The organism is Ferrovibrio terrae, assembly GCF_943372915.1.
GTDB lineage: Bacteria > Pseudomonadota > Alphaproteobacteria > Ferrovibrionales > Ferrovibrionaceae > Ferrovibrio > Ferrovibrio terrae_A.
On sequence record NZ_CALSAN010000008.1, the window covers coordinates 75967 to 95018 of the forward strand.

Here is a 19052-nt window from a genome sequence, read left to right on the forward strand (position 1 = left end):
ACCGGTTAGAGACTGAATTCGCGATGGCGTGCCAGGAAAGCCTGGGTCCGCTCGCGCTGTGGATTTTTAAGCACCGCGTCGGGGGTGCCGGATTCATGGATCTCGCCATCGGCGATGAAGATCACCCGGGTGGCGACATGATAGGCAAAGCCGAGTTCATGGGTGACCAGCAGCATGGTGCGGCCTTCCTCGGCCAGTGAGCGGATCACACCGAGCACCTCGCCCACCAGCTCGGGATCGAGCGCCGAGGTCGGCTCGTCGAACAGCAGCAGCTCCGGGTCCATCGCCAGCGCGCGCGCAATCGCCACGCGCTGCTTCTGCCCGCCGGACAGCCGCGCCGGATACTGTTCGGCACGGTCGGTCAGGCCGACGCGGGCCAGTTCGGCCATAGCGCGCTCGCGCGCCGCCGGCGCCTTCACGCCCTTCACGGTGCGCAGGCCCTCCATCACATTGTCGATGGCCGTCATATGCGGGAACAGATTGAACTGCTGGAACACCATGCCGACGCGCTGGCGCACCTGGGTCAGTTCGCGCTCGGCATAGACGCGTGCGCTGCCGCCCCTGCCCTCGCTGCCCAGTAGGCGACCACCGAGTTCGACAGTTCCAGACGTGGGGATTTCCATGAAATTCAGGCAGCGCAGCAATGTGCTCTTGCCTGAGCCCGAGGCGCCAAGAATGGCGATGCGTTCGCCCGGCAGCACGGACAGATCGATGCCGCGCAGCACTTCATGGGTGCCGTAGCTTTTGCGCAGGCCAATCGTTCTGAGCAGGGGGTCTGCCATGATGCGCCTCAATCGCCTTTGGCCAGCCGGCGTTCCAGCGCATAGGTCGCGCGCACCAGCGGGAAGAGAAACACAAAAAATGCCAGCGCGATGACGCTGTAGGTCTCGATGGGGTTGAAGTTCAGCGAGGCGACCAGCTTGCCCTGCTGCAGCAGCTCGACATAGGCCACCACCGAGGCCAGCGTCGACATCTTGAAAATCTCGATGGCGCGATTGGTCAGCGCCGGCAGCATGCGGCGGAGCGCCTGCGGCAGGATGATGCGACGCATCGCCTGCAGGCCGGTCATGCCGAGCGCGCGCGAGGCTTCCCATTGGCCCGGCTCGATCGACTGGATGCCGCCGCGATAGATCTCCGCCGAAAACGCCGCCGAGTTCAGCGAAATGCCCAATGCCGCTGCCATCAGCGGGCTGATCTCAAACGGCACCAGCATCGGCAGGGCGAAATAGAACCACAGAATCTGCACCAGCACCGGCGTGTTGCGGAAGAATTCGACAAAGGCCGTGGCCGGCCAGTTGAACAGCCGGTTCCGCGCATAACGCGCCAGGCCGACCACAAGGCCGAGGCTGAGGCCCAGCACCAGGCAGATGACGAAAATGCGCAGGGTGCCGACGGCGCCATAGAGCAGCGCATCGGCATTCTCGAAGACGGAGGCGAAGTTCCACTGATAGTTCATCAGTGCACCGTGGACTCGCCGCTGACCGCCAGCCGGCGCTCGAACTGGCGCGCGATCAGGCTGAACAGCAGGATGACAATGAAATAGATGCCGGCCGTGACGGTGAAGACTTCCAGCGGGCGGAAGGTTTTCTGCGCGATCTCGTTGGCCTGGAACAGCAGGTCGGCATAGGACACGGTGGCGACCAGCGTGGTGGTCTTCATCAGCTCGATGGCGCGCTCCATGAAGGCGGGAATCATGCGCTTGACCGCCTGGGGCAGGATGACGCGGCGCATCGACTGCGGCGGCGTCATGCCGAGGGCGCGCGCCGCTTCCCACTGGCCGCGCTCGATCGAGACGATACCGCCGCGGAACACTTCGGCAAAGAACGCCGCAGACTGAATGGAAAACGTCAGCGCCGCGGCCATGAAGGGCGTCATCTCGACACGGATCAGCACCGGCAGGGCAAAGAAAAACCAGAACAGCTGTACCAGCGGCGGTGTGGTGCGGAAGAATTCGATCACGAATCCCGCCGGCCAGGCCAGCAGGCGCCGGCCCGATAAACGGGCCAGCGCCAAAACTAGACCGAGCGGAATGCCGAAGGCCAATGCCGTGCCGGTGACGGCCAGCGTATTGACCAGCCCCTGCAGCAGCAGGTCGGCATTCGCCAGAACCGGCCAGAAGTCCCAGCGGTACATAATGCCGCCGGATTACTTCAGCATTTCTTTCATCACCGGCGGGGCGGATTTCGGATCCAGCCCGAAGCCACGCAGGAATTCTTCATACCAGCGCTGGGTCTGGCCGCTGGTGTAGTAGCCGTTGATGGTGGTGTCGACCCAGGTGAGGAAGGCCTTGTCGTCTTCCTTGCGCAGGGCAACGCTGGAGGGCTGCGACTGGGCCGGCAGCGGCACCACGATCTTGCCGGCGCCCAGGCGCTGGCGCGCCGCCAGCAGCGGCGGATGGAACAGACAGACCGCATCGACGCGGCCGGCCTGGAAGGCGGCGATGGCTTCCGGGTTGCCGGGGAAGCGCTGGATCGCGGCATTGCCGACGGTCTCGGTCAGGAACTTGTCCATGCTGCTGGCCTGCGGCACGGCGATGCGCACATCGGGCTTGTTCAGATCCTGCCAGGTCTTCACCGCCAGGTCGTCGCGCGCCAGCACGGCCATCGAATAGAACAGCAGCGGGTTCTGCGGGAAATCGACGGCGGCGGCGCGTTCCGGCGTCGCATCCAGCATGTACATCAGGTCGATCTTGTTGCCCTGCAGGGCGGCAATCGCGGTGCCCCAGGTGACCTCGACCGGCTCGAACTTCACGCCGAGCACGGCGGCCATCGCCTTGCCCATCGACACGCCAAGGCCAGAATTCCATTCGCCGGTCTTCGGATCCTTGGAATACCACGGCGGCGCCTGGGTCACGCCCACGCGCAACGTGCCGCGCTTCTTGATCTCGGCCAGCGTGCCGGCGGTCTGGGCGCGGACGCCACCAGCAACAGCAAAGGTCGCGCCAACACCGGCAAGGCCGGCCAATACACTGCGTCGGTCCATAATCATGATGCTTACCCCCTTTTGGATGAATTGGTGGATGGCTGTACCATCCCTTTCAGGAATTTCTCGGTCTGCTGGCCACCGCGCTGCATATGCGCCCTGATCTCGGCGCGCATGGCCTCCAGATCATCGCCCAGCGCGGTCTCGACATAGCTTTCATGGCCATCGCGCTTCGGGCCACGGATGGCATGGGCGCGATGATGCGCCGCCCAGTAAAGCTGCAACCGGCCGCGCAGGCTGCTCCAGGTGCGCTGCAAGAGCCGGTGACCGCAGGCCTCGTAGACGAGGCCGTGCAGATCGAGTTCGGCCAGGATGCTGGCGCGGTCGTCGCCCTCGTCGATGGTGGCGACCAGCGCGGCGTGGCGGCGCTGCAATTCGTCCCGGAAAGCGGCATCGCGCCTGTCCCAGGCCTGCTCGAAGGCGAAACATTCCAGCGTGACGCGCATTGAATGGATTTCGCGCACATCTTCTACCGACAGGCTGATCACATGGGTGCCGGTATAGGGCACCGTCACCAGCAGGCCTTCCTCGACCAGCTGCCGCAGTGCCTCGCGCAGCGGACCACGGCTAACCTGGAACTGGCCGGCCAGTGCGGTTTCCACGATGGGCGCGCCCGGCGCGATCTGGCCAGACAGGATCGCCGCCCGCAGCTGTTCGGCGATGTGCTGCCGGAATGTGCTTTTGGGCAGGCGGGCGAGGCCCGGGGCCATGGAAATCTCGGATGTCAGCACCGCGAATCCCTGTCGATTGTCGATTGTTGACAATGTGAGGGCAGAATCACCCCGGCGTCAATTGAATTCGACCGTATTCATCCGTAAGCGGATTTATCTCTATTGTCGCCATCCGGGGCCCGGCCCCTCCGGTCTGCCCCGGATGGTTTCGACCCGTCTTACTTGAAGTCGATCACCTCGACCCAGTTCGGCTTCTTGCCGACCGGATAGTCCTTCATCGGCGTCAGCGCGCCGGTGGTGGCGTTGATGCGATAGGCGGTGAGCGCATGCGACTGCTCGCCGACAGCAAAGAGATAGGTGCTGGAGGGATCGATCCCGAAGCCGCGCGGCTGCTTCTGCGTCGGCACCTCGCCGATGCGGGTCAGCTTGCCCGTCGTGGCATCAACCTTGAAACCGGTCAGGGTGCTGGTGGTACGCTCCGAGCCATAGATGAAGCGGCCGTCCCGCGTGATCTGCAGATCGGCGGCCCAAGGCTTGGCACCACCGGCCGGCATGATGCTGACGGTCTGCAGATCCTTCAGCGTGCCGGCCTTGGCATCGTAGCGATAGGCAATGATGTCGGCACTCAGTTCGGTGAGCAGATAGGCGAATTTGCCATTGGGATGGAACACGAGATGGCGTGGACCCGACTTCGCCGGTGCTACGGTGTTGGGTGGCGAACTCTGGGTTAACATGCCGGTCGCCGAGTCGAACTTGAACGTCAGCACCACATCGCTGCCCAGATTGGTGGCAAAGACATAGCGGTTGTCCGGACTGGGCAGGATGGCATGCGCATTCTGTCCGGTGGTAATCACCTGGCTTGGCGCCTGCACCGTACCAGCCGGCGTGATCGGATTCACCGTGATCTTGTGGCCGCCATAGGACGCGCTCAGCAGATACTTGCCGCTGCGATCGGTGGCGATATAGGCCATGCTGTCGGCCAGCGGGCCGTTGGCAGTGTGCTGCAGCCGGCCGGTCTTTGCGTCGATGGCAAAACCCACTGCCGTGAACGGTGCCGCACGCACGCCGGCATAGAGGAACTTGCGATCCGGGCTGACGGCCAACGGTGTCGACGGGCCGGCCTTTTCGATGCCCGGGAACGGCGCAACCTGCACCGGCGCGAGATCGCCGGTGGCCTTGTTCAGTTTGAGCACATGGATATCGTTGCTGTCGGCATTGCCGACATAGACATAGGTGTCGGCCTGGGCGGCCGACGCCAGAAGCCCGCAGGCAAAGGCAACGGCCAGTAATCCGGTGCGGTAGGTTTTCATTTTTGTCTTCTCCCCCCGTTTGGTTATTCGGTGTGGTTATTCCGTAATTGCTTCTTTGCGCTTGCGCAGCACGGCCGGCGATAGCATTGCCAGCAGCAGGATTGCCACCACCGCCAGCAGACCGGCGCTGATCGGGTGCCGCACGAAGACGCTGAAATCGCCATCGGCCAGCAGCATGGCGCGGCGGAAATTTTCCTCCAGCTGCGGGCCAAGCACCAGGCCGAGCAGCAATGGCGCCGGTTCGGCGCCGATCTTGATGAAGAAATAGCCGACCACCGCGCAGCCCAGCATGAGCCAGACATTGAACAGGCTGTTCGAGATGCCGTAGGTGCCGATACAGCAGAACAACACGATGGCGGGGAATAGCAGGCGATAGGGAATCTTCAGCATCGAAACCCAGACGCCAACCAGCGGCAGGTTGATCACCAGCAGCATCAGGTTGCCGACCCACATGCTGGCAATCAGGCCCCAGACCAGCACCGGCTGTTCGGCCATCACCTGCGGACCGGGCTGGATGCCCTGCATCATCAGCGCGCCGATCATCAGCGCCATCAGCGCATTGGAGGGAATACCAAGCGTGAGCAGCGGAATGAAACTGGTCTGTGCGCCGGCATTGTTAGCGGCTTCCGGGCCGGCAACGCCCTCAATCGCACCTTTGCCGAAGCGCGAGGGATCGCGGGCGATTTTCTTTTCCACCGCATAGGCCGTGAACGGCGGCAGGGCGGCGCCGCCACCGGGCAGCACGCCGAGGATGGAGCCGATGGCCGTGCCACGCAACATTGCCGGAAAGGCGGCTTTCATATCCGCCATGGTGGGGATCAGGTCGCGGATACGCTGGCTGACCACGCGGCGTTCGTCCTTGCGCTCCAGATTGGCGATGATCTCGCCCAAGCCGAACAGACCCATCGCCACCGGTACGAAATCAATGCCATCCGACAGCTCGGTGACGCCGAAGGTCATGCGCGATATGCCGGAATTGACGTCGACGCCGATCAGGCCAAGCAGCAGACCGAGCAGCACCATGGCGAGCGATTTCGACACCGAGCCATGCGCCATCACCACGGCGGCGATCAGGCCCAGCACCAGCAGCGAGAAATACTCCACCGCAGTAAATTTCAGCGCCAGCGCCGACAGCGGCAGGCTGAGCAGCGCGATCACAACGGTGGCGACTGTGCCGGCAAAGAAAGAGGAGATTGCTGCGATGGCCAGTGCCGCCCCGGCCCTGCCCTGCTTGGCCATCTCATGGCCGTCGATGCAGGTGACCACCGAGGAGGTTTCGCCCGGCACATTGACCAGGATCGCCGTGGTCGAGCCGCCATATTGTGCGCCATAGAAAATGCCGGCCAGCATGATCATCGCCGAAGCCGGCTCCAGCCCGAAGGTAAACGGCAGCAGCAGTGCGATGGTGGGGATCGGGCCGATGCCGGGCAGCACGCCTATAGCCGTGCCGATAACAGCACCCAGCAGGCAGAAGGCCAGGTTTTTGAGTTGGAAGGCGGTGCCAAGACCAAGCAGCAGGTTATCGAGCAGTTCCATGCGCGCTTACCCGAACAGGTCTGCCGGCCAGACCGGCACCGGCAGCGAGAGCGCAGAGACAAACAGCAGAACCGACAGCGCCGCCATCAGTACGCCGAAGACGACGGCTTCGAGCGGGCGCACCTCACGGGTGGCAAAGGCGGCCGCAATGATGGTGACGGTGGCGGAGATGGCGAGGCCGGCAAGCTCGGCCAGCAGCGCAAACACCGCCACCGACAGCACGATGGCAAACAGTGGGCGCAGATGCACCCGCGCAATGCCCTGATAGGCTCGGATCAGGCCGCGGCCGACAAAGAACAGCCCGAAGCCGATCACCGCGATAGCAATCACGCGCGGCATATAGCCCGGGCCCATATTGGCGGCCGAGCCGATGCTGAGCTTTCTGGTCGCGACGAGCGTGCCCGTCGCGACCAGCAGCAGGAACAGGCCGAACAGGAAATCCGGCCAATCGATCCGGCGTGTCGACATCAGCCTCAGTCAGCCGGCTTGATGCCAGCCTCCTTGATCACGCCGCCCCAGGTCTTCACGCTGTTGGCGAGCCAGGTCTTGAAGTCATCGGGCGACCCGACCTTCACTACGCCGCCCTGCTCGGCGATCTTGGCCTGCACATCGGGCATGGTGAGGATCTTCTTCAGCTCGGCATTCAGGCGGTTCACGGTGGCCGCCGGCGTGCCGCCGGTGGTCATCAGGCCCTGCCAGGTGCCGGCATCGCCACCGGGCAGACCGGCTTCCTTGAAGGTGGGCAGATCCTTGGCCGAGGGCAGGCGCTCTTCGCCGCTGACCGCGATGCCGACCAGCTGCTTGTTGGCAACGAACGGTAACGTCGCGGTGGTGCCATTGATGATCACGTTGCTTTCGCCGCTGATTACGGCGCGCGACGCGGCGGCACCGCCCTTGTAGGGCACATTCTTCCATTCGATGCCGAGCGACTTGGCCATGGTGACGGCCGTGATGTGGTTGACCGCACCGACGCCGGAATTGGCCACAGCCAGCTTGCCCGGGTTGGCCTTGGCATAGGCGATCAGATCCTTGGGTGTCGTGGCCGGCACCGAGGGATGCACCGCCAGCACATAGGGGCCGAACATCACCATGCCGACGGTGGCGAGATCCTTCTGGATGTTGAAGTTGAGATCGGGGAACAGGCTGGGTGCGGTGGAGAGATTGCCGACATCCATCAGCAGCAGGGTGTGGCCATCGGGTTTGGCCTTGGCCACCGCCTCGGCGCCAAGATTGCCGGCGGCGCCGGGCTTGTTCTCGATCACCACCGACTGGCCGATGGCTTCCGACAGCTTCGGCCCGATCAGGCGGGCGAGAATGTCCGATGTGCCGCCCGGCGCGAACGGCACGACGATACGCACCGGACCCTTGAAGTCCTGTGCGCGTGCGGCCGTGAGCGGGGTGGAGACGAAGGCAGCGACGGCAAGCGCCGTCAGGGCGACAGCCCGGATCATGCGGGTTTTCATCTGGCGTTCCTCCTAGAACATGGTGGCCAATAACCATTGGCTGGGCGGTCTGGTGCCGCCTGCTGTGAGGATCGTAATAGACATTCGATGTCAGACTGAGTTAATTACAGACTGGATCAATACCTTTTTTGGATCAATGTTCGAACTCAGCCAGCTCAGATGCTTCGTTGCCGTAGCCGAGGAACTGCATTTCGGCCGGGCGGCACGCCGCCTGAACCTGACCCAGCCGCCGCTGAGCCGACAGATCCAGCTGCTGGAGCATATGCTGGAGGTCAAACTGTTCGACCGCACCAGCCGCTCCGTTGCGCTGACCCCGGCCGGCGCCACCTTCCTGCCCGAAGCACGTCGGCTGCTGCGCCTGTCCGAGGCGGCGGCGCTTTCGGCCAAGCGCACCGCAGGCGGCCAGGCCGGCACCGTCACCATCGGCTTCACGGCGGTGTCCGGTTACGATTACCTGCCGCGGCTGATTGCCGGTTTCCGCAAGGCAGCACCGGATATCGACCTGATCCTGCGCGAGATGGTTTCGGCCGAGCAGATCGAGGCGCTGGCATCCGGCCGTATCGATCTCGGCCTGATCCGGCCGCCCTTCAGCCGCATCGAGTTGCATTCGCGCTGCGTGGTGCGCGAGCCGCTGTTGCTGGCAGCCCCCGCGGGGCACCGGCTGGCCAAGGCATCGGCGGTGTCGCTGGCCGACCTAGACCAGCAGCCGCTGGTCACCTATTCGCCCTACGAGGCGCGCTATTTCTATGACCTGCTGGCAACGATTTTCACCAAGGCCGGGATCGCGCCCCAATATGTGCAGCATATCAGCCAGATCCATTCGATCCTCGGTCTGGTGAAAGCCGGCCTCGGCCTCGCCCTGGTGCCGCAGGCGGCAACCAACCTGCGCTTCCGTGGCTTGGTGCTACGGCCGATCGAGGTGGATGCCCGCATTGTCGAGCTGCATCTGGCTTGGCGCCGCAGCAATGCCAACCCGTCGCTGCCGGTGCTGCTGGCGCAAGTGCCGGGGCTGAACTGAGGTCTTACGGCCGCACGGCCGGTGTCTCAACCGGCATGCCGGCGGCGCGCGTGTTCAGATACAGCTCCAGCTCCACCATCTCATCGGCACCGTAGGAATAGGGCTCGGCGCGCACGCCGGTCATGCAGTTGCGCAGGCGCCGCTGCAGCGAACCCATCGCCTGCCATTCCAGGCGATAGATCGGATAGCCGGTCGGATGCGCCTGCGGGATCGGGCTGCCGGCCAGGCGCCGTCCCGGATTGTCGGCATGACATTGGGCGCAGGAAAAATTCAGCTGCCCCATCGGCGTGTTGAACAGCGCCGCACCGCGCAGACGCGCCGGCTGTAGGCGTGGATCATCCGGCGGCGCCACCGGCAGGCCGCGCGACTGCAGCCCGATATAGCTGGACAGGCCGAGCAAGGCCCGGCTCTCGGCCGCGAAGGCCGGTTGCTGTTGCTGGGTCTCGCGACAGCTGTTGATGCGCTGCTGCAGGTCGACAGGCTTTTGCCGGCGCTCATCGAAAGCCGGATAGCGCGCCGCGACACCGCGCATACTGGCCACCGTATCACCATGGCATCCGGCGCAGGATTTTGCGCCCCTGGGCACTTCAGTCCACAGCGCCTCGCCTTCGGCAACCCAGAGCATACCGGGATTGAGCGCGTCCTCCTGCTGCATCTGTTGCGTATTGCTGCTCATGAAATCGAAGCCAGACCGCCGCTCATCCGCAGCCAGGGCCAAACCGGATGCCAGCAACAGCGGCAGGACGATACGGATCAGGTGACGCGGCATCAGGTGACGATAATGGCCACGGTTTCGGTCTGCGTGAAGCCGTTGTCGCCGTCCCAGGTGAAACTGAGCGTGCCGCTGGCAGTCGCCACCGTGGTGAAGCTGATGAAGGGATTGGCGGCAATCGCCGGATAGAGATCAGCACTGAAGATCTGCTCCCCGGCATAGCGGCAGGTGAAGCGGCGCAGGATGTCGCGCGGCACCACTTTGCCGACGGAATCGGCGCGATAGCCAGTTTCCATCACATGCGAGATCAGGGTCTTGATCTCGATGATCTCGCCCTTCTTCGCGGTCTTCGGGCAGTTGATCAGCGCGCGCACCATGCTCGTAACTCCGTTATTCGATACAGGCGGCCAGGGTGACGATCACCTCAACCTGGTCCGACCAGAAGGTGCCATCGCTGAAACCGGCCACGGCAATCACCTTCTGCGAGGTGGCGAGCCGCATGCGGGTATTCACGAAAGCCCGGCCGGCACGCGGCCCGAGCTGCACCGTGATCACATTGGGTTGCGGATTCTGTTCGGTGAACAGCGCGATGGCGCGCACATGGTTCTCAGGCGTCATCGGACTGTCGGCGCGCACGGTCACCGACACCGAGTTGCCGTTTTCAACCAGCGGCGGCAGGTCGAGTGTGACCCGGCCGCGCTGCACCGGCTGATTGCCGGTGAATTCGGCGATGGCGCCGGCAAGCTCGGTCGGCGTGGCGTAAGCGACAGGTCGCAGCACCAGCAGACTGACGGCCGCGCCCATACCGCCGATCAATGCGCTGCGTCTTGTCACATCCAGGCGGTTCATCGGTTACTCCCGCAGGGTTTGCAAAAATGCCACCACATCCTCGATCTCGGCCGCCGACAGCACCGGCTTGTCGCGCCAGGCGGCACCGACGCGGGTGAGGCCATCGATCCGATAATAGGAAGGCATAATGGTATCGGGACTGACACGCCGTGAATCAACCATCCGCAGGCGCAGCTGTCCCTCGTTCCAGCGGCTGCCGGCGCCCGCCAGTGACGGCGCCAGATCGCCCTGGAAACGTTCCTCGGCAAACGGCCCGGTATGGCAGAGCAGGCAGAGTCCCTTCTGGCGGTTCACCACAATGGCGCGGCCCCGCGCTGCATCGCCCGGCATGCCGGTGAGCGATTGCGGAATGGCATCGCCACTGACCACATAGGCGACAAGCGTGGCCGTCTGTGCGCCGGCGGAGGATGCCGCCAACGCACAGATCAGGCCTGCAATGCCAAACGCCCGAAGACCCAAACCTGACGTCCTGATGTCAGGCCGACTTCAGGTCGTGGTTCTTCAGCGGCAGGTCACGGATACGCTTGCCGGTGGCGGCGAAGATCGCGTTCAGCACCGCCGGGGCCGCAACCGCGATGGTGGGCTCACCCACGCCACCCCAGAAGCCGCCGGTGGGCACGATCACCGTTTCCACTTTCGGCATCTCGTCGATCCGCATCATCGTGTAGGTGTCGAAATTCTCCTGCTCGATGCGGCCCTTGGCCACCGTGCATTCGCCATAGAAAGCGGCGGTGAGCCCGTAGACGAACGAGCCTTCAACCTGGGCCTCGATCTGCTGCGGATTGACGGCATGGCCCGGATCGGTGGCCGCAACAATGCGGTGCACCTTGATCTTGCCATCCTTCGCCACCGACACCTCGGCACAGGCCGCCACGTAGGAACCGAAGCCCATGCATTGCGCCAGGCCGCGGAAGATGCCGGCGGGCGCCGGCTTCGACCACTCGATCCGGTTGGCGGCCGCATTCAGCACCGCCAGATGCTTGGGGTGATTGGCCATCAGCTTGCGACGGAATTCCAGCGGGTCCGTCTTGGTCTCATGGGCCAGTTCGTCAAGGAAGCTTTCCAGATAGATGGTGTTCTGGTTCAGATTCACGCCGCGCCAGAAGCCCGGCGGCACATGCGGATTGCGCATGGCATGATCGATCAGCAGGTTGGGGAAAGTATAGCCGATCGATGCTTCCGGCCCCGGCGGATTGAGGCCCTGGAACACCACCGGGTCGAGGCCGTTGCGGATATTCTGCGGGAAGATGCCGGCGACAATCGACTGGCCGGAGATGCGCATATGCAGCCCGGTCACCTCGTTCTTGTCGTTCAGCGACGCCGTCATCTTGCACTGCGTGACCGGATGATACCGGCCATGCGTCATGTCTTCCTCGCGCGACCAGATCAGCTTGACCGGCGTGCCCGGCATTTCCTTGGCAATCGCTACGGCCTGGCGCACCCAGTCATGCACCGCGCCGCGCCGGCCGAAGCCACCGCCCAGATGCAGCTTGTAGACCTCGCATTTCGCCGGCGGCAGACCGGAGGCTTCCGCGGCTGCGGCGAGTGCCGCCTCGCCATTCTGCGTCGGTGTCCATACCTCGCAAAGCTCGGGCGTGTACTTCGCCGTGGCGTTCATCGGCTCCATGGTGGCGTGGTTCTGGAACGGGTAGCTGTAGGTGGCGGTGACCTTCTTCGCCGCGCTGGCAAAGGCAGCCTCGACATCGCCGACCTTGTTGCCGGCCACGGCCTCCTTGGCGTCCAGGCCTTCTTTCAGCATCGCCGCAATCGTGGCGCTGGAGACGGCAGCATTCGGGCCCTCGTCCCATTCGATCTTCATCGTGTCGAGCGCGGTTTTAGCCCGCCACCAGGTATCGGCAACGACGGCGACCGCGCTGTCGCCCACCTGCACCACTTTCTTTACGCCGGGTTTCTTCATCGCACCGGCGGCATCGAAGCTTTTCACCTTGCCGCCGAAGACCGGGCAATCCTTGATCGCCGCATTCAGCAGGCCGGGCAACTGCAGATCGACGCCGTAGACCTGCTTGCCGGTCAACTTTTCAACCGTATCGAGACGCTTCACCGGCTTGCCGGCCACCTTCCAGTCCTTCGGATCCTTCAGCGGCACATCGGTGGGCGGCGTCAGTTTTGCGGCTGCATTGGCAACCTTGCCGTAACTGATGGTGCGGTTGGTCGGCTTGTGCGTGATGATGCTGTTGGCTGCCACACATTCGGACACCGGCACCTTCCACTGTTCGGCCGCCGCCTGCACCAGCATGATGCGCGCCGCCGCACCGCCCTTGCGGACGTAGTCATGCGACTCGCGGATGCCGCGGCTGCCGCCGGTGGAGAAATTGCCCCAGGCGCGGTTGCGCGCCAGGTTCTGGCCCGGCGTGGGATATTCGGTGGTCACCTTCGACCAGTTGCATTCCAGTTCCTCGGCCACCAGCTGGGCCAGACCGGTGAGCGAGCCCTGCCCCATTTCGGAGCGGGCGATGCGGATCACCACGGTGTCGTCGGGTTTCACCACGACCCAGGCATTGATCTCTGGCGTCGGCGCGGCAGCCTTTTGCTGGGCCAGCGCATCAAAGGGAATATGGAAGCCGATGGTGAGGCCGCCAGCAGCGGCAGCGGAACCGGCAATGAAGCCGCGACGAGACGGCGAAGACATGACAGTCATGATGGCTCTCCTTGTCCGGCTCAGCTGCGCGTGCGGGGAGCGGCCGGCGCAATGCCGGCGGCCTGATGGATCGCACTGCGCACGCGGTTGTAGGTACCGCAGCGGCAGATATTGGTGATCTCGTTGTCGATATCGGCATCGGTCGGCTTGGGCGTCTTTTTCAGCAGCGCCGCCACCGCCATGATCATGCCGACCTGGCAGTAGCCGCATTGCGGCACGTCCTGTGCCAGCCAGGCCTGCTGCACCGGATGGCTGCCGTTCGGCGACAGGCCTTCGATGGTGACGATCTTCTGCTTCTCGGTGACCGCCGAGGCCGGCATGGCGCAGGAGCGCACCGCCTCGCCATCAATATGAACGGTACAGGCGCCACACTGGGCCACGCCGCAGCCGTATTTCGTGCCGGTGAGCTTCAGCTGCTCGCGCAGCACCCATAGCAGCGGCGTGTCCTCCTCGGCCTGGAATTCACGCACCTTGCCATTCACGTTGAGCTTGGGCATTGCCGTCCTCCTGGTCCGCTGGCGGTATGCCGGCGTCTGCTTCTGGATATCTCGGGGCCTTAGGGCGGCCGCGATTATCAACCCGGGGTGGCCACAGCGCCGACACACGTGTTTGTGAAGTGCGATCAAAGGCAGGAGCCCTGTGTGCAAGCGCACACAAATGCTTGCACGGGATCGGCTCGCCTCGATTGTGATTGACAGCCGGTCTCTTACATTGGTAAATCGATTTAGTAAATCGATACACTAAATTCAAATGCTCTCAAAAAACGTCCATCGGGAAGGAAACCTAACCATGTCGATTTCACGCCGCCGTTTTCTCGGCACCGGTGCTGGCCTTGGCGCCGGCATTGCCGCTGCCGGCCTGTTCCCCGCCCCGGCCGTCCTGGGCCAGGGCGCACCGATCACCTTCCGCGTTTCGTCCAGCATGCCGGTCGATCCGAATGCCGCGCATCATGTCTGGTTCGATCTGTTCCAGAAGAACCTGAAGGCCAAGGTGGGCGACAAGATCCGCCTCGACTTCTTCCCCAACAGCCAGCTCGGCAAGGAAGCCGATGTGGTGCAGCAGGTGATCATCGGTTCGGTCGACATGATGATCACCGGCTCGTCGATCTGGGCCACAGCCGTGCCGGAGCTGGGCGCGCTGGACCTGGGCTTCCTGTTCGACAACTACGCCCATGGCGCCAAGGCGCTGGATGCCGGCGTCGGCAAGACCTTCGAGTCAATGCTGGAAGAGCGCAAAAGCATCAATGTGCTGGGCTGGGGCTTCCATTTCGGCGCGCGCAGCGTCTACACCCGCGCCAAGGCCAGCAATCTGGCCGAACTGAAAAGCGTGAAGCTGCGTGTGCTGCCGGCGCCGGCCTTCATCGAGACCTTCAAGCTGATGGGTGCCGTGCCGGTGCCGATCCCGGTGAACGAGCTGTATACCGCCTTGCAGACCGGCGTGGTGGATGGCTTCGAGCATGACCCCGCCACCGTGCTGTCGAGCCGCTTCTATGAAGTGGCCAAATTCTGCCTGCGCACCGACCATCTGTTCAGCCCGATGATCTGCGCCATCGGCAAGCGCGGCATGGCCAAGCTGACCAAGGACACCAAGGATGCCTTCCTGGCCGCTGCGCGCGAAGCGACCGTGGCCGAACGCGGCATCGCCGATGCCAAGGCGACCGAAGCAATGAAGGAACTGGAACGGCTGGGCGTCAGCTTCACGCCCTTCCCTGCCGCGGACCGCGCCGCGATCTCCAAGCCGGTCTCGGACACGCTGTATGCCCAGTTCATGGCGCAGTATCCCAGCACCAAGCCGGTCTTCGAGGCGATTGCCAAGGCGCGCGCCTGAGCATCGCCCCTGACCAAGTGTGAGGTGAGACCCCGGCCGGACCAACCAGGTCCGGCCGGGTGTCACCAGGAGATAGCGGATCATGAACAGCAACGCGGCCATTCCGGCCATCGATACCCCCCTGCTCTACGCCCGTTACGGGCGACTGGGCACCGGTCTGCGCCGAGCCCTGACGGTGATCGAATATGCCGCCGGCCTGGCACTCGCCGTCGATGTGGCCGTCGTTTTCGCCTCGGTGATCTACCGCTATTTCCTGCACGACCCCGTCGACTGGGCCGAAGAAATCGCGCGCGCTCTGATGGTAATGCTGGTCTTCTTCGGCGCCGCCTCCGCGTTGGGCCGCAACCACCATGCCGGTATCGACGTGTTCCGCTCTGCCTTCCCCGAACGCTGGCAGCAGATCCTGGTGCAGCTCAGCCAGTGGGTCGTCGCCGCCGTATCGCTGGCACTGCTGATCACCTCCTACATGCTCCTGGACGAAAGCGCCGGTCAGACCACGCCGCTCGGTCTGCCGCATGGCATCTATGCCTGGCCGGTGGTGATCGGCAGCCTGTGCATGGCACTCTTCTCACTCGCCAACGCCTTCGAGGCGCCGCGCCGGCTAGCTTTCGGCACGCTGGCCAGCGTCATCATTCTCAGTGTCATTCTGGCGGCCTGGCACAGCTATGCCTGGGCCTCGGCGCCCTCGCCGCTGGTGCTGCTGCTGGTCGGCTTCATCGGCAGCATCGTCATCGGCGTGCCGATCGCCTTTGCCCTCGCCTTTGCTTCGCTGGTCTATTTCATCGCCGATCCATCGCTGCCGATGGTGATCTATTCGCAGCAGGTGGCGGCCGGTGCCGACCATTTCGTGCTGCTGGCGATTCCCTTCTTCGTGCTGGCCGGCCTGGCCATGGAAGCCAATGGCATGTCGTCGCGGCTGATCGAGCTGCTGCTGCGCATGATGGGCCGCCTGCGCGGCGGCATCAACCTGATCACCATCGTGGCCACCGCCGTGTTCTCCGGCATCTCCGGCTCGAAGCTGGCGGATATTGCCGCCGTCGGGGGCATCATCATGCCGGCCGTGCGGCGCAGCCGGCAGGACCCCAACGAAACCGCAGGCCTGCTGGCCTGCACCGCCGTGATGGCCGAAACCATCCCACCCTGCGTCAACATGATCATCTTCGCCTTCGTCGCCAATGTGTCGGTCGGCGGCCTCTTCGTGGCCGGCCTGGTGCCGGCCGCTTTCCTCGCCCTGCTGCTGGCCGCCGTTGCCATCTGGTATGGCGGCAAGGTCGATCCCAAACACCTGAAAGCCAGCGACCGGTCGCTGGCGCAGTTGGTCGTCGGCTCGCTGGTGGCACTGATCATGATCCTGATGATCGGCCGCGGCGTCATGGCCGGCCTCGCCACCTCCACCGAGATTTCCGCCTTCGCCGTGGTTTATGCACTGGTGGTTGGCGGCCTCGCCTTCCGCGAACTGACCCTGCGGATCACCATGCGGCTGTTCGTGCAGTCGGCGGCGATGGCCGGCAGCATCCTGTTCATTGTCGCCGCCGCCTCAGGTTTCGCCTATGCGCTGACCATCGAGCAGATTCCGTCCGTGATCTCGGCCACCATGATCGAGTTCGGCCATGCCTATGGCAGTGTGATGTTCGTGCTGCTGGCCACCGTGGTGATGATCTTTTTCGGTGCCGTGCTGGAAGGCGCCCCGGCCCTGATCATCTTCGGCCCATTGTTGACCCCGATCGCCGCCCAGCTCGGCGTCAACCCGCTGCATTTTGGCACCGTGATGGTGATCGCCATGGGATTCGGGCTCTTTGCGCCGCCCGTCGGACTCGGCCTGTTTGCCACCTGCACCATGACCGGCACGCGCGTGCAGGACGTGGCCCGGCCGATGATGAAATACCTTGCCATCCTGGCGCTCGGCCTCGTTATACTTGTGCTGTTTCCGACCTTCTCGCTGTGGCTTCCCGCAAAATTCGGCATGAACTGACACATGTCCACCATCACCGACGTCGCCAGGCTGGCCGGGGTTTCCGCATCGACGGTATCGAATGTGCTGAACGGGCGCGTCGACCGGATGAGCAAGGAAACGCTTGGCCGGGTGCAGCAGGCCGTGGCTGAACTCGGTTTCCGGCCCAACCGCACGGCACGCCAGCTCAAGACCGGGCAGATCGCGATGCTGGGCCTGCTGGTGCCGTCGATGGGCAATCCGAGCTACGGCCTGTTGGCCCGCGAAATCGAGATCGTGGCCCGCGAACGCCATGGCTATCGCGTCATCGTCGCCAATACCTACCGCGAGCCGCAGCAGGAACGCGCCTTCCTCGACGACATGTGGTCGCAGGGCGTGCGCGGCGTGATCGTGATTTCCTCGCTGGCCGATGAGGCGCATTTCGAGGAACCGGTATCGCGCGGCCTGGTGGCGGTGAGCTATGACAGCCATGCCCGCCGCGACCGCCAGCCGATCCTGGATTATGTCTCTGCCGACAATGCTGCGGGCGCCAGTCTTGCCGTGCAGCATCTGGTAAGCCAGGGCCACCGCACCATCGCCTTCCTGACGCCATCGGGCTGGACCTTCAGCCGCGCCGAGAAGCGCGAGGGTTTCATGGCCGCCGTGCAGCAGGCCGGCATAAAGGGTGTGGTGATCGCCGGCAGCACGGCATCGCATTATGCCGATGAGGAAATGGCCGAGCTGGGCCAGAGCCTGGCCACGCCGCTGGTGCAGCACACCGACCGGCCGACTGCCGCGGTGGCGATCAACGACATGATGGCCATCGGCCTGATGGCCGGTCTGCGCGAACAGGGACTGCAGCTGCCACGCGATATGTCTGTGGTCGGCATGGATGGTATCCCGCTTGGCGCCTATATGGCCCCACCGCTGACCACGATCCGTCTGCCGCTGCCCGATCTGGCCGGCACCATGGTCGACCGCATCATGCTGCGCCTGAAGCAACCCAGCACGGTGCCGGATGAATTCCGTTTCGCATCCACCCTGCTTGAGCGCGGCTCCGTCGCCCCGCCGCCCCGTTAACCGAGTCTCCATGCGCATCCTGCTGACCCACACGCCCGACGCCCTGCAAAACTACTATGGCGAGGATGCACTGGCGGCCTTGCGCCGTCACGGCGAGGTCAAGTTGCATTTGGGCGACGCGCCGCTCAGCACCGCGCTACTGATCGAAGCCGCGCGAGACTGCCAGGTGATCGTCTCCGATCGCCAGACTCCGGGCGAAGCTGCGGTCTTCGAGGCCTTGCCCGATCTTGTCGCCTTCCTGCGCTGTGCCATCGACATTCGCAATATCGACCGCGCAGCGGCAGATCGCGCCGGCGTTCTGGTCACCCGGGCCACGGCCGGTTTCATCGATGCCGTGGCAGAGCTGGCCATCGGCTTCATGGTCGACCTGTCCCGCGGCGTCAGCGCGGCAGTACGCGCTTATCAGGCGCAGCAGTCGCCAGCCATCCGCATGGGCATCCAGCTGTCATGCTCCAGCGTCGGCATCATCGGCTATGGCGCCATCGGACGCCGCGTCGGCGAACTGGCGCATGCACTCGGCATGACCGTGCTGGCCAGCGATCCGCAAGCAAAGATCGCCGAGCCCTATGTCGAGCAGGTGGCGCTGACGCATCTGCTGCATGCGGCGAAATTCGTGATCTGCCTGGCACCGGCCAATGCGCAGACCGAGAAACTGATGGATGCCCGCACGTTTGCCGCCATGCGGCCGGGTAGCTATTTCATCAATCTCTCGCGTGGCGAGCTGGTCGACGAGGCGGCGCTGGCTGCGGCGCTGGACAGCGGGCATCTCGCCGGCGCCGCGCTCGATGTCGGCCGCGCCCCGGACCAGATGCCCTCACCCTTCCTGGCGCAGCGCAGCGATGTGATCGCCACGCCACATATCGGCGGGCTGACGCCGGAGGCCGTGTCGCATCAGGCCTTCGATACCGTGCAGCAGGTGGCGGCTCTGGTGGCCGGCCAGGTGCCGCCGGGCGCCGTCAATGCCAGTGTGGCAAAGCGGCTGGCCCGGCTTGGCGTAACGGTAAGCTGAGACTTC

The 19052-nt window shown here is 64.3% G+C and carries 20 protein-coding genes; 5 read left to right on the forward strand and 15 right to left on the reverse strand.

The window, feature by feature from the left end; translation table 11 throughout:
- Positions 1-5 precede the first annotated feature (5 nt).
- The 9 genes from AAG821_RS07695 to AAG821_RS07735 all read right to left on the reverse strand — a co-directional run bounded on the left by AAG821_RS07695 (position 6) and on the right by AAG821_RS07735 (position 7962).
- On the reverse strand, positions 6-782 hold the full coding sequence (locus tag AAG821_RS07695) for an amino acid ABC transporter ATP-binding protein (protein ID WP_341912345.1): 777 nt from the start codon (positions 780-782) through the stop codon (positions 6-8).
- An 8-nt stretch (positions 783-790) separates the two neighbouring features.
- On the reverse strand, positions 791-1456 hold the full coding sequence (locus AAG821_RS07700; RefSeq protein WP_341912343.1) for an amino acid ABC transporter permease: 666 nt from the start codon (positions 1454-1456) through the stop codon (positions 791-793).
- On the reverse strand, positions 1456-2133 hold the full coding sequence (locus AAG821_RS07705) for an amino acid ABC transporter permease (protein WP_341912341.1): 678 nt from the start codon (positions 2131-2133) through the stop codon (positions 1456-1458). Before AAG821_RS07705 ends, AAG821_RS07700 begins: the two co-directional genes overlap by 1 nt.
- 12 nt (positions 2134-2145) lie before the next feature.
- A complete protein-coding gene (locus tag AAG821_RS07710) occupies positions 2146-2988 on the reverse strand; it encodes a transporter substrate-binding domain-containing protein (RefSeq protein WP_341912339.1) in 843 nt (280 codons plus the stop codon).
- 5 nt (positions 2989-2993) lie between these two features.
- A complete protein-coding gene (locus AAG821_RS07715; RefSeq protein ID WP_341912337.1) occupies positions 2994-3692 on the reverse strand; it encodes a GntR family transcriptional regulator in 699 nt (232 codons plus the stop codon).
- 179 nt (positions 3693-3871) lie between these two features.
- Positions 3872-4963 carry a beta-propeller fold lactonase family protein gene (locus AAG821_RS07720; RefSeq protein ID WP_341912336.1) on the reverse strand — a complete coding sequence of 364 codons (1092 nt, stop codon included), beginning with the start codon at positions 4961-4963 and terminating at the stop codon, positions 3872-3874.
- 36 nt (positions 4964-4999) lie between these two features.
- Positions 5000-6499: a tripartite tricarboxylate transporter permease gene (locus tag AAG821_RS07725; RefSeq protein WP_341912333.1), complete on the reverse strand. Its 1500-nt coding sequence runs from the start codon at positions 6497-6499 to the stop codon at positions 5000-5002.
- 6 nt (positions 6500-6505) lie between these two features.
- Positions 6506-6967 carry a tripartite tricarboxylate transporter TctB family protein gene (locus AAG821_RS07730; RefSeq protein ID WP_341912331.1) on the reverse strand — a complete coding sequence of 154 codons (462 nt, stop codon included), beginning with the start codon at positions 6965-6967 and terminating at the stop codon, positions 6506-6508.
- Between the two features lie 5 nt (positions 6968-6972).
- Positions 6973-7962 carry a tripartite tricarboxylate transporter substrate-binding protein gene (locus tag AAG821_RS07735; protein ID WP_341912329.1) on the reverse strand — a complete coding sequence of 330 codons (990 nt, stop codon included), beginning with the start codon at positions 7960-7962 and terminating at the stop codon, positions 6973-6975.
- A 136-nt stretch (positions 7963-8098) separates the two neighbouring features.
- Between AAG821_RS07735 and AAG821_RS07740 the strand changes: the two genes are divergently transcribed.
- Complete coding sequence (locus AAG821_RS07740) at positions 8099-8980, forward strand: LysR substrate-binding domain-containing protein (protein ID WP_341912327.1); 882 nt, start codon at positions 8099-8101, stop codon at positions 8978-8980.
- A 4-nt stretch (positions 8981-8984) separates the two neighbouring features.
- Here the strand turns inward: AAG821_RS07740 and soxA are convergent, their stop codons facing one another.
- Genes soxA through AAG821_RS07770 form a run of 6 tightly spaced genes read right to left on the reverse strand, consistent with a single transcriptional unit; the run spans position 8985 to position 13697 of the window.
- Entirely contained in the window at positions 8985-9749 is a 765-nt protein-coding gene (gene soxA / locus AAG821_RS07745; protein ID WP_341912326.1) for a sulfur oxidation c-type cytochrome SoxA, read from the reverse strand.
- Complete coding sequence (gene soxZ, locus AAG821_RS07750) at positions 9749-10069, reverse strand: thiosulfate oxidation carrier complex protein SoxZ (RefSeq protein ID WP_341912324.1); 321 nt, start codon at positions 10067-10069, stop codon at positions 9749-9751. Before soxZ ends, soxA begins: the two co-directional genes overlap by 1 nt.
- Positions 10070-10082: 13 nt before the next feature.
- Positions 10083-10541: a SoxY-related AACIE arm protein gene (locus AAG821_RS07755; RefSeq protein ID WP_341912322.1), complete on the reverse strand. Its 459-nt coding sequence runs from the start codon at positions 10539-10541 to the stop codon at positions 10083-10085.
- Between the two features lie 3 nt (positions 10542-10544).
- Positions 10545-10958 (reverse strand): sulfur oxidation c-type cytochrome SoxX, encoded by a 414-nt coding sequence (soxX, locus tag AAG821_RS07760; RefSeq protein ID WP_341912320.1) that lies wholly within the window; start codon positions 10956-10958, stop codon positions 10545-10547.
- Positions 10959-11016: 58 nt separating this feature from the next.
- Positions 11017-13200 carry a molybdopterin cofactor-binding domain-containing protein gene (locus AAG821_RS07765; protein ID WP_341912318.1) on the reverse strand — a complete coding sequence of 728 codons (2184 nt, stop codon included), beginning with the start codon at positions 13198-13200 and terminating at the stop codon, positions 11017-11019.
- A 20-nt stretch (positions 13201-13220) separates the two neighbouring features.
- Positions 13221-13697: a (2Fe-2S)-binding protein gene (locus AAG821_RS07770; protein WP_341912316.1), complete on the reverse strand. Its 477-nt coding sequence runs from the start codon at positions 13695-13697 to the stop codon at positions 13221-13223.
- Between the two features lie 292 nt (positions 13698-13989).
- On the opposite strand from AAG821_RS07770, the gene AAG821_RS07775 reads away from it, so the two are divergent.
- The 4 genes from AAG821_RS07775 (at position 13990) to AAG821_RS07790 (ending at position 19046) form a co-directional block, all read left to right on the forward strand.
- Complete coding sequence (locus AAG821_RS07775) at positions 13990-15027, forward strand: TRAP transporter substrate-binding protein (RefSeq protein ID WP_341912315.1); 1038 nt, start codon at positions 13990-13992, stop codon at positions 15025-15027.
- Positions 15028-15109: 82 nt separating this feature from the next.
- A complete protein-coding gene (locus tag AAG821_RS07780) occupies positions 15110-16999 on the forward strand; it encodes a TRAP transporter large permease subunit (RefSeq protein ID WP_341912313.1) in 1890 nt (629 codons plus the stop codon).
- Between the two features lie 3 nt (positions 17000-17002).
- Positions 17003-18037, forward strand: coding sequence for a LacI family DNA-binding transcriptional regulator (locus AAG821_RS07785; RefSeq protein ID WP_341912311.1), 1035 nt, complete (start codon positions 17003-17005; stop codon positions 18035-18037).
- Between the two features lie 10 nt (positions 18038-18047).
- Positions 18048-19046: an NAD(P)-dependent oxidoreductase gene (locus AAG821_RS07790; RefSeq protein WP_341912309.1), complete on the forward strand. Its 999-nt coding sequence runs from the start codon at positions 18048-18050 to the stop codon at positions 19044-19046.
- The last annotated feature ends 6 nt before the right edge of the window (positions 19047-19052 follow it).